The sequence below is a fragment of the Nonomuraea sp. SBT364 genome (assembly GCF_001083785.1).
GTDB lineage: Bacteria > Actinomycetota > Actinomycetes > Streptosporangiales > Streptosporangiaceae > Nonomuraea.
Map to the genome: position 1 here is coordinate 1 of NZ_LAVL01000250.1, position 9,372 is coordinate 9,372.

Consider the following 9,372-nt stretch of genomic DNA (forward strand, 5'->3'; position numbering starts at 1 on the left):
GTCCACCACCCCGACGCCGGTGGCGCCCGAACCCTCGGCTCCGCCTCCCACCGAGCAGCCGTCCCCCGAGGACACCCCGCCACCCGGCCTGCTCCCCTTTCCATGAGGGGCCGGCCGCCGGGAGGACGACGGCGTGAAATCGCCGGCGGGTGTCTGGCGCGGGGCATCGGGCGCTGTTAACGTCGATGGTGGAGCGCCGGGAAGTCTGGTCGGCAACGTCATGTCAGACCGCTTCGGGGAGGCGCCGATGCCTGCTGGTGATCCGCAGCTGACCCGCATCCATGTGCTTCTGCCGATGGCGGCCTGATCCAGCCCACATCCATGAGGAGAGGCGATGGCCGGCATCGTCGAACGGTACGACATCCCCAAGCAGCACTTCTGGCTGCACGGCCCGCGATCTGGCCCGCCCGTCGAGTACGAGACGGCCGCCGGAATGTGGAACGTCTACGGCTACCCCGAGCTGCACGATCTCCTCGGGGACCCCGCGACGTTCTCCTCCGACACCATGCGGGTGCTCCCGAAGGGCATGGTGCCGGAGGTCGAGGAGTTCTCCCTGGACGGCTTCCTCACCCAGATCGACCCGCCGCTGCACGGCAAGCTGCGCAAGCTGGTCAGCAGCGCGTTCACCCGCAGGATCGTCGCGGATCTGGAGCCTCGGATCGCCGCCCTCACCCACGAGCTGCTCGACGCCGCCCGCGAGCGCGGCCGGCTGGAGCTGGTCACCGATCTGGCCTACCCGCTCCCGGTCATCGTCATCGCCGAGCTGCTCGGCGTGCCCAGCGGCGACCGCGCCCTGTTCAAGCGGTGGGCCGACGCGCTGTTCCAGCGCGACACCAAGATCTCCCTGGCCGAGCCTGTCGAGGGCCAGGACGTGCGGCTGGAGGCCACCCTGCGCCCCTGGAAGGAGATGTCGCACTACCTCGCGAGCCACGCCGCCGAGCGCCGGGCCCGGCCCCGCGCCGACCTGCTCACCAGGCTGGTGGAGGCGGAGGTCGACGGCGAGCGCCTGCCCGACGACCAGGTGGTCAACTTCGCGATCATCCTGCTGCTCGCCGGGCACATCACCACGACGATGCTGCTCGGCAACACGGTGCTCTGCCTGGACGCCTTCCCCGAGCAGCAGGAGAGGGTGCGGGCCGACCGCGCCTCGATCCCGGCCGTCATCGAGGAGTCCCTGCGCTACCTCACGCCGTTCGCCGCCCTCGGCCGCGCCACCACCCGCGAGACCGAGCTCGGCGGCGTGACGATCCCGGCCGACCAGCTCGTCATGGCCTGGCTCGGGTCGGCCAACAGGGACCCCAGGCAGTTCCCCGCCCCGGACGTCTTCGACCCGGGCCGCGATCCCAACCCGCACCTCGCCTTCGGCCGCGGCGTCCACTTCTGCCTGGGCGCACCCCTGGCCCGGCTGGAAGGACGGGTCGCGCTGAACATCCTGCTCGACCGCCACCCGTCCCTGCGCAGCGATCCCGACGACCCCGTGGAGCTGATGCCCACGCCGACCATGACAGGGGTGCGCCGCCTCGCGCTGGCCGAGTACAGCTAGTCGCCGGCGAACGCGGGCATGATGCGGTCGTGGATCAGCCTGAGCTGGCTGTCCACGTCCGCCACCTCGGGCAGCTCGCGTCCCATGAACTGCTTGACCAGCGTCGCGTCGGTGACGGCCAGGATCATGTGGTTGACGCCGGACGGCTCGATCTCACGCTTGATCTTGGCCACGCACTCCTCCGGCGTGCCGGCGATGGACAGCCGCTCGCCCAGCTCGGGCGTGGTCAGCTCGATCGCCCTGGCCAGGTCGCCGGCGCCGAGGGCGTCGACGATCGGCTTCATCGCGCCCGGGTCGACGCCGTTGCGTTCGAGCTGCTCGGCGGGCATGGACGAGGCGTAGAGGCCGACCATGCTGCGGGCGGCCTCCTTCGCCACGGCCGAGTCCGGGCCGGTGGCGAAGACGACCCAGGCGCCGATGTCCATCGACGAGGCGTCCTTGCCCGCCTTCTCCGCGCCCGCCGTGAAGTGCTCGACGAGGTAGTCGTAGGCCTCGCGGGTGTAGCTGAGGGCGTGGTGCACGCCGTCGGAGTGCTCGCCGGCCGCCCGGAACGAGCGCGGGCCGCGCATCGCGCCGAGCTTGACGGGCACGCGTTCCTGTACCGGGCGGGCGAAGGTGAACAGGCCGGTGTACTTGAAGAACTCGCCGTCGAAGGTGATCGCGCCCTCGTCCAGCAGCGTGCGCACCACGTGCGCGGCCTCCTTCACGCGCGACAGCGGCTTGGTGACCGTCCAGTCGATGCCGTACTGCGCGAGCAGCCCGAAGTTGCCGCTGGACAGCACCACCTCGGCGCGCCCGTCGCTGAGCTCGTCGAGCGTGGCGGCGGCCTGGGCGATCAGGGACGGCTCGCGCAGCACCACCGACGACACGCTGGGCCCGAACCTGATGCGGGACGTCTGCTGCGCCGCGGCGGCGAACAGCAGCCACAGGTCCTTGTGCCAGGTCTCGTCGGCCGCGTAGCAGGCGTGGAAGCCGAGCTCGTCGGCCAGGCGGATGGACGCCAGCGACTCCCGCAGCGGGTAGTCGGGCAGCATCACGTAACTGAACTTCATCGTGCGACCTCCTGGGGGACGGCGTCGCCCGAGGGGGCGTCGCCCTTGTCGTACGGCTTGGCGAGCAGCAGGTAGAGCAGCCCGGCGGCGACCACGACGAGGCCGGACAGGGCCACCAGGTAGTTGTCGTACCAGGGGGCGCCGGGTGTGCGCGGCCAGGCCATGTTGACGATGGCGAGCACCCCGTAGGCCAGCGCGGCCACGTTGACGGCGAGCCCGGCGCGGCCCAGCGTGAACGGCCCGGCCGGGCGCCAGCCGCGTACCCTGGCCCGCAAGGCGGCCAGCACCACCATCTGGAAGCCCAGGTAGATGCCGAGCACCGCGAACGAAATGATCTTGATGAGGGCGTCCTCCGAGAGGAGGGAGCCGAGTACGACCAGCGCGGGCACGACGGCGGCGACGAGCAGCGCGTTCGGCGGGATGTGCCTGGCCCGGGAGAACCTGCGGAACACGCGGCTGCCCGCGATCATGTCGTCCCGCGCGTAGGAGTAGAGCAGCCGGCCGGCCGCGGCCTGCAGGCTGAGCGCGCACGACAGGAACGACAGCAGCACCACGCCGAGCACGACCTTGAGCCCGGCGGGCCCGAACGCGGTGGTCAGCACGTTCGTGACCGGGTCGGCGTCGTCGCCGGAGACGACGGCGGCGAAGTCGGGCACCGCGAGCAGCAGCGCCAGGCAGACGAACGTGGCGGCGGCGCCGCCCACGTAGATGGTCATGCGCATGGCCCTGGGGATGCGCCGGGTGGGGTCGGGCACCTCCTCGGCCACGTCACCGCACGCCTCGAACCCGTAGTACTGGAAGATGCCGATCAATCCGGCCGCCAGGAATGCCACGAAATATCCGGACTCCGACCCTGCGCCGAACGAGTCGAACAGCACCCCGAGCCCGTGGTGCCGCTGGGTGAGCAGCAGCCACCCGCCCACGACCAGCGCCCCGACCAGCTCGGCGGTGAACCCGATGATCGCCGCCACCGCCAGCGCCCTGGTCCCGGCCAGGTTGACGGCCAGCGCCACGCCCAGGATGACCAGCGCGCAGACGATCGTGTTGCCGGTGCCCACCTCGATCCCGAGCAGTGCCGACAGGTACGGCCCCGCCCCGTAGGCCACGCTCGCGATCGTCACCAGCAGCGCGACCAGATACACCCAGCCGGTCATCCAGGCCCACCGCCGCCCCCATAACCGCCTGGCCCACGGGTAGATGCCGCCGGTCAGCGGGTACTGCGAGACGATCTCGCCGAAGACGAGCGCGACCAGGAACTGCCCGGCGCCCACGATGAGCAGGCTCCAGATCATCGGCGGACCACCGACGGCCAGCGACGAGGCGAACAGCGTGTAGATCCCGACCACGGGAGACAGGTAGGTGAAACCGAGGGAGAAGTTGGCCCACAGGCTCATGTCCCTGCGGAACTCGGAGGTGTAGCCGAGGTCGGCCAGCCGGGCGGCGTCCCCGGAGCCGGCGGGGCCCGGCGGGTGGTCATTCGTCGAGGTCATGGAGGAGCTCCTCGCCGGAGATCACCTTGTCGGCGAAGTGCCGGTGCATCCAGGCCAGGTGGTCGGCCCGGGAGCGGACCAGGCGCAGCGTGTCCCAGTTGGGGAACGTCTGCTGCGTGACGTGCTCGGTCATGAGGCCGGGCTCGACCTCGTAGACGTGCTCGAAGCGGGTGATCGCCACATCGGTCGCCCGCCGGGCCGGCGGAGGCGACATTTCCTCTTGATAGCGATATTTCACGATTTCTCCGCGTATGCCTGGTCGAGCAGGTATTTGCCGGGGTTCATGATGTTGTTCGGGTCGATGGTCCGCTTGATGTCGAGCATCACGTCGTACCCGCCGCCGAGTTCCTCCGGCACCAGGTCCACCTCCCCCTCGCGGCACGAGCCGTGGCAGGCGCTGATCGAGCCGCCGTGGGCCAGTGACACGGCGGCGAGGTCGCGCTTGGCCCGCACCCACGCCTCCCAGGCGGTGTCGTCGAGCCGCTGCTCCCAGATGCCGATGTCGATCTCGGTGAGGTAGTCGGCGCCAGTCGCGCCGTTGGTGTAGGCGAACATGCCCCAGTCGTCGAACACGTCGCTCTCCCGCCGGAGCCGGTCGGCGATCTCGTGCCAGGCCAGCCGCACGGCGGGCAGGCCGGTGTAGTTGATCGAGGCGTCCTCGCAGTGCCAGCTCATCGGGACGACCTGGCCCGACCGGGTGCGGCCGTGCAGCGGTGTGGCGTACCTGTCGTGCCTGGCCGCCCAGTCGCCCTCGGAGATCTCGTCGCCCAGGTAACGGGCGCCGTGCGAGCGGGCGATGCGCATCAGCCTCCTGCCGCCGGCCCGCACCTCGTCCTCGTAGCCGTAGAGCGCCGCGCACACCAGCGCCTTCACCGACGACGGCTGCGGGATGTATGCCTCGTCGTCGCGCCGCAGGTAGGCGACCTTCCACTCGTCGAACAGCACCGCCCCGGCGAACGTCGCCACACCCGCCCGCGCCAGCGCGCCGACCGCGCGGTAGGCGCTGTCGTAGTCCTCGAACGCCCAGAACGGCGAGAACTCCGCCTCCGGACGGGGGAACAGCTTGAGTGTCGCCTCGGTCGCGATGCCGAGCGTGCCCTGGTGCCCCATGAACAGGTGCTTGAGCTGGTAGCCGCTGGAGCTCTTGGTGATCTTGCGCCCGATGCCGTCGCCGACGTGGATGACCTTGCCGGTCGGCAGCACGTGGTCGAAGCTGAGCACCAGGTCGCGGCTGTGGCCGTAGCGGGAGCCGATCAGGGACCAGCCGCTGGTGCCGATCCGGCCGCCCACCAGCGAGCACGGGTAGGACGCCGGATCGTCCGGATAGATCAGGTCGTGCCGGGCGAGGACCTCGTTGAGCTTGAGCGCGTTGATGCCGGTGCCGACCGTGCAGGTGCGGTTGCCGAGGTCGATCTCCCGGATCGCGTTGATCCGCTTGACGTCCACGACGATGCCGCCGCACAGCGGCACCGCGCCGTCGGTCAGCCCGGTGCCGCCGTCGCGCGGCACGACCGGGATCCGCAGGCGGTTGGCCAGTTTCAGCACCTCCGCGACCTCCTCGGTGGAGGCGGGCAGCACGACCAGGTCGGGCATCCGCTCCGCCCACCGGTGCACCGGGAACGGCGCGGGCACGCGCGCCCGGTTGAGCCGGTCGGCCTTGCCGGTCAGCACGTGGCCGGGGCCGAGGATCTGCCGGAGCTCGTCCAGCACGGGGTCGCCGATCAGGACGCTCATGGCGCCACCCCCAGCGACTCGGCCAGCAGCTCGTGCAGGTCGACGACGTCGATCGAACGCGCCGCGCCGGCTTCCGACAGCGGCCGCTCCGACCACGGGCAGGCGCTGACCAGCGTGTCCACGCCCAGCTCGGCCGCCTTCCCGACCCGCTGCTCGCTGATCTTCGCGGTCAGCTCGGGCTTCTCGACGGGCAGCCCGCCGCCGCCGCCCGAGCAGTACGACCACTGCGTCACCCGGTCCACGTCGTGGAAGGTCAGCCCGGGGATCGCCCGCAGGATCTCCCTCGGCTCCCGCCACACGCCCTTGCGCTTGTTGAGCCGGCACGGGTCGTGGTAGGTCACCGCGCGCTCGACCGGGACGTGCGGCGTCAGCCTGCCCTCCCTGATGAGCTCCGCCAGCAGCTCCACGACCAGCACGATCTCGATGTCGTACGCGTCGCCGAAATACTTCGGATAGTCCTCGGTGAAGGTGATGTAGTCGTGCGGGTCGAGCACCAGCACCCTGCGCACCCCGGCGGCGCGCCAGTCGTCGAGGTTGTGCCGGGCGAAGCGGCGCGCCTGCTCCTCGTAGCCCATCTCGGCCGCCGGGCCGCCGCAGCACCACTGCTCGTTCATCAGCCCGAACGGGTAGCCGGCGAGGTTCAGGATCCGCGCCACCGAACGCGGCACCGAGGTGCGGTGGAAGGCGGCCTCGCAGTCGACGAAAAGGATGCTCTCCCCGCCGATCGGCAGGTCCAGCCCGTCGGCCCAGTCACGTACCCGGGCCTGCTCGACGGGGGTGGCGCCGAGGACCGGCTCGTGCCGGCGCTCGTCGGTGAGCAGGTTCCAGCGCTGCCAGCCCGGCTGGTGCAGGCCCTGCTCGACGGCCAGCCCGCGCACGGCCTTGACCAGGTCGACCGTACGGGTGCGGAAGCGGTAGAAGTCGCCGGTGAACAGCGAGTTGGGGCAGCGCAGCTCGCACGCGCCGCATCCGGTGCAGTTGACGTAGTCGGCCGCGACGTCCGCGACCTCGAGCTCGCCCTTCTCCATCGCCACGACGTTGGCGTGGAAGGCGGTGGGGCTCCAGGACTCGTTCCGCGTGACCTGCATGACGGGACAGACCTCGCGGCAGAACTTGTGACCTGAGGAGAAGCAGTTGTAGGCGGCGTCGCGCCACTCCTCGGCGAACTCCTTCTCGGGATCCGGCATGTGGCCTCCCTAAGGCGGGTTGCGCTTAAAACTATGAGTTCATATTTCAAAAGGCAATATGCTGGGACGTGTGAGCCAGCTCCCCAAAGCGGCGGTGTTCGCCCCGGTCGACGACGGTTCCGGCCGGGTGGAGGTGGTGGTGCGCCGGCTGGCCGAGGCGATCGCGCTCGGCCTGATCTCCGACGGTGACCAGCTCCCCGCCGAGCTGGAGCTGGCCAACGCGCTCAAGGTCTCCACGGTGACGCTGCGCGCCGCCCTGGCCGCCCTTCGCGAGCGCGGGCTGGTCGAGACCCGCAGGGGGCGCGGCGGCGGCACGTTCGTGCTCGCGCCCACCGACCCGTCCGCCGCCCGGCTGCGCCGCCGCCTGCGCGAGCTCAGCACCTCCGAGCTGCGCGAGATCGGCGACTACCGCTCGGCGATCGCGGGCACCGCCGCCCGGCTGGCCGCGCTGCGTGCCTCCGCCGACAACGTCGCGCGGCTGCGCCACGTCCTCGGCCGCCTCGACGCGGCCACCTCCGTGGGCGAGCGCCGCCGCGCCGACGGCCGCTTCCACATCGAGGTCGCCGCCGCCGCCCAGTCCGTACGGCTCACGCGCGCCGAGATCGACATCCAGTCCGAGGTCGGCGAGCTGCTCTGGCTGCCGTACGGGGCCGCCGCCGACCCGCGTGACGTGGTGCGCGGGCACACGCAGGTGATCGACGCCATCGAGGCCCGCGACCCGGCCCGGGCCAGGGCGCTCACCGAGGAACACATCGACAAGGGGATAGAGCGTCTGATGGAGTTCCATTGGCGGCTCGTCGCATCCGAGTGAGGAGGCCACGATGAGCGATCAGCACGTCGATCAGGTGACGGACCGGGTCCACACGATCGTCGCGGACATCTTCGGCTCGCTGGACCGCGTCCTGGAGAGCGTCGTGGCCTGCTATCGCGCCTGCGGCTCGTTCGCCTGCGCCGACCTGGCGGCGGTCCGGCCGGAGATCTTCGCCTGCCTGAGCAGGACGCACGAGGTGGTGGCGGGGGCCGGCGTGATCGTCGCCCCCGGCGTGCTGGCCGACCGCCGGCGGTGGCTGGAGTGGTGGCAGGCGCCGCCCGAGCAGGATCCGACCTTCCTCGACGTGGACCTCGACCCGGAGAGCCTCGACTTCTACGACTACACGGCCGCCGAATGGTTCGCCGTGCCCGAGCGCACCCGCCGCCGCCACATCGTCGGCCCGTACGTCGACTTCGGGGGGACCGACACGTACATGCTGACGTTCACCGCGCCCGCCGAGGTGGACGGCCGCTTCCTCGGCGTGGTGGGCGCCGACGTGCGTGCGGCCAGGTTCGAGGAGCTGCTGCTCGGCGTGCTGGCGGCGAGCCCGACGCAGATCACGCTGGTGAACGGCGAGGGCCGGGTGGTGGCGACCAACTCACCACGGCTGCCCGCCGGGTCCCTGCTCCTCGATCCGGGGGACCGGCTGCCGCTGCCCCCGCTCCCGTGGAGCATCGTCACGTCCGCCGCCGACCGGGCGATCAGCCCCCTGTAGAACGACACCCGGCCGCGACGCCCGGGGACGGGGCCGCAGGAGAGGGACCCGGCCGCGACGCCGGGGACGGGCGATCAGCCGGCTGCGGGAGAGGGGAGGCCGGCCGCGACGTCGGGGAACGAGCCGTCGCCGAACAGGACCCGCGCCGCCAGCGCGCGACCGGCGGGGCCGCGCAGCACGGTCACGGCGGCTTCCGCCGCGGCCGCGGACCGGATGCCGGCGAACACGCGGCGCAGCGCAAGCCGGCTCCTGAACCGGCCGCGCAACGCGGCGCCGTCGTAGCGGCCGAGCTCGCGCGGGTCGCCCGTGCGCAGGTACGCGGCGGCGACCGAGGCGGCCAGCGCGGCCATGCGCAGGCACGGGTCCAGCCCGCCGGCCGTCAGCGGCGACACCGCGCCCGCCGCGTCCCCGACGAGCAGCCCGGCGGGGCAGGCGAGCCGTCGCAGCACGCCGCCGACCGGGATCGGGCCGCCGCGCCGCTCCACCGGCCCGGCCGGGGCGGCGCGTCCGGGCGCGTCGGCGGCGAACGCGTCCAGGCGCCGGCGGACGCCGGCGCGCATCGCGCCGGGGTATCCCGCGACGCCGACGTGGGCGTGCCGGCCGTCGTCGATGACCCACCCCAGGTAGCCGGGGGCGATCCGGGGGTCGAGGACGCAGTGGAACGCCGGGGTGGTCGTGCCGGACGCGATCGGGTGGACGAGCTCGGCGCCGACGAGGAAGCGCCGGTTGACGTCGAGGCCCAGGTCGCGGGCCACCCGGGAGCGGGCGCCGTCCGCGCCGACGACGAACCGCGCCGCCACCGGCTCGGCCCCCTCGAACCACGCCGTCACGCCCCCCGCC

Annotated in this window: 8 protein-coding genes and 1 pseudogene; 3 read left to right on the forward strand and 6 right to left on the reverse strand. The window is 72.0% G+C overall.

Annotated features, from left to right (window positions below; translation table 11 throughout):
• The first annotated feature begins 334 nt into the window (after positions 1-334).
• Complete coding sequence (locus ADY59_RS45045; RefSeq protein WP_049576809.1) at positions 335-1,543, forward strand: cytochrome P450; 1,209 nt, start codon at positions 335-337, stop codon at positions 1,541-1,543.
• Here the strand turns inward: ADY59_RS45045 and ADY59_RS45050 are convergent.
• From ADY59_RS45050 to ADY59_RS45070, 5 genes are read right to left on the reverse strand one after another with little or no spacing between them, the layout of a single operon-like run.
• Entirely contained in the window at positions 1,540-2,595 is a 1,056-nt protein-coding gene (locus ADY59_RS45050; RefSeq protein WP_049576810.1) for an LLM class flavin-dependent oxidoreductase, read from the reverse strand. The genes ADY59_RS45045 and ADY59_RS45050 overlap by 4 nt on opposite strands.
• Positions 2,592-4,085: an APC family permease gene (locus tag ADY59_RS45055; protein WP_049576811.1), complete on the reverse strand. Its 1,494-nt coding sequence runs from the start codon at positions 4,083-4,085 to the stop codon at positions 2,592-2,594. Before ADY59_RS45055 ends, ADY59_RS45050 begins: the two co-directional genes overlap by 4 nt.
• On the reverse strand, positions 4,069-4,299 hold the full coding sequence (locus ADY59_RS45060; protein WP_049576812.1) for a hypothetical protein: 231 nt from the start codon (positions 4,297-4,299) through the stop codon (positions 4,069-4,071). Before ADY59_RS45060 ends, ADY59_RS45055 begins: the two co-directional genes overlap by 17 nt.
• Positions 4,300-4,319: 20 nt before the next feature.
• Positions 4,320-5,819, reverse strand: coding sequence for an FAD-binding oxidoreductase (locus ADY59_RS45065; RefSeq protein WP_049576815.1), 1,500 nt, complete (start codon positions 5,817-5,819; stop codon positions 4,320-4,322).
• On the reverse strand, positions 5,816-7,006 hold the full coding sequence (locus tag ADY59_RS45070) for a (Fe-S)-binding protein (RefSeq protein WP_049576818.1): 1,191 nt from the start codon (positions 7,004-7,006) through the stop codon (positions 5,816-5,818). Before ADY59_RS45070 ends, ADY59_RS45065 begins: the two co-directional genes overlap by 4 nt.
• Positions 7,007-7,076: 70 nt before the next feature.
• On the opposite strand from ADY59_RS45070, the gene ADY59_RS45075 reads away from it, so the two are divergent.
• The gene (locus ADY59_RS45075) at positions 7,077-7,817 is read left to right on the forward strand and encodes a FadR/GntR family transcriptional regulator (RefSeq protein WP_197094159.1); all 741 of its coding nucleotides are present in this window, start codon (positions 7,077-7,079) and stop codon (positions 7,815-7,817) included.
• A 10-nt stretch (positions 7,818-7,827) separates the two neighbouring features.
• Positions 7,828-8,532, forward strand: coding sequence for a cache domain-containing protein (locus tag ADY59_RS45080; protein WP_049576823.1), 705 nt, complete (start codon positions 7,828-7,830; stop codon positions 8,530-8,532).
• 74 nt (positions 8,533-8,606) lie between these two features.
• Here the strand turns inward: ADY59_RS45080 and ADY59_RS45085 are convergent.
• A pseudogene (locus ADY59_RS45085) lies at positions 8,607-9,372 on the reverse strand (FAD-binding monooxygenase); the annotation flags it as partial.

Excerpts from the sequence above, each read along its gene's own strand:
- ADY59_RS45045 (WP_049576809.1), top strand. The coding sequence starts at position 335 with ATGGCCGGCATCGTCGAACGGTACGACATCCCCAAGCAGCACTTCTGG.
- ADY59_RS45050 (WP_049576810.1), bottom strand. The coding sequence starts at position 2,595 with ATGAAGTTCAGTTACGTGATGCTGCCCGACTACCCGCTGCGGGAGTCG.
- ADY59_RS45055 (WP_049576811.1), bottom strand. The coding sequence starts at position 4,085 with ATGACCTCGACGAATGACCACCCGCCGGGCCCCGCCGGCTCCGGGGAC.
- ADY59_RS45060 (WP_049576812.1), bottom strand. The coding sequence starts at position 4,299 with ATGTCGCCTCCGCCGGCCCGGCGGGCGACCGATGTGGCGATCACCCGC.
- ADY59_RS45065 (WP_049576815.1), bottom strand. The coding sequence starts at position 5,819 with ATGAGCGTCCTGATCGGCGACCCCGTGCTGGACGAGCTCCGGCAGATC.
- ADY59_RS45070 (WP_049576818.1), bottom strand. The coding sequence starts at position 7,006 with ATGCCGGATCCCGAGAAGGAGTTCGCCGAGGAGTGGCGCGACGCCGCC.
- ADY59_RS45080 (WP_049576823.1), top strand. The coding sequence starts at position 7,828 with ATGAGCGATCAGCACGTCGATCAGGTGACGGACCGGGTCCACACGATC.